Raw genomic sequence first — 533 nt, 5'->3', positions numbered from 1 at the left:
TCTGAGGGAATCGCGATGGCAGTGAAGCAGACGGGCCAGTTGAGCTTGGCGGAGGCTTTTCTAGGCACCAAGCTTGTGGGCGGCACTTCGCCGCTCGACCGATTGTCGGGTCTTGTGAAGTGGTATCGGTTTGAGAAACTGCTCAACCCGCTGCGTGATGGCGGTCCGGGTCGGGCGGCTTGGCCACCGCTGGTCCTGTTCAAGGCGCTTTTGTTGCAATCGCTCTACGGGCTTTCGGACCGTGAGTTGGAAGAGGCGCTTGGCGACCGGCTGTCGTTCCGGCGCTTTGCCGGGCTCGGGCTGGAGGAGAGCATTCCCGATCACACGGTGCTTTCGCGCTTTCGCAATCTGCTTGTCGGCGAAGGTCTGCTCGATAAGTTGTTTGGCGAACTGGACCGGCAGTTGGAGAAGGCCGGCGTGATCCTGAAGCGTGGCACGATGCTGGATGCCACGCTGATCAATGCGGTCTCGTCACCGCCGACGCTTGAGCGGCCGTCGAAGGATCCAGATGCCCGCATTACCGCGCGGCAGGG

Annotated in this window: 1 protein-coding gene; it reads left to right on the top strand. The window is 61.9% G+C overall.

Annotation, left to right across the window (positions count from 1 at the left end; genetic code table 11):
* Positions 1 to 15: 15 nt before the first annotated feature.
* On the top strand, positions 16 to 533 hold a 518-nt coding region (locus NKH05_RS33050; protein ID WP_353027113.1), incomplete at its 3' end, for a transposase.

Origin of the sequence: Mesorhizobium sp. M1399, from assembly GCF_040317735.1 — a bacterium.
Classification (GTDB): Bacteria; Pseudomonadota; Alphaproteobacteria; order Rhizobiales; family Rhizobiaceae; genus Mesorhizobium.
Note: the sequence above shows the minus strand (reverse complement) of the source record. Positions and strands in the feature narration are given on the sequence as shown.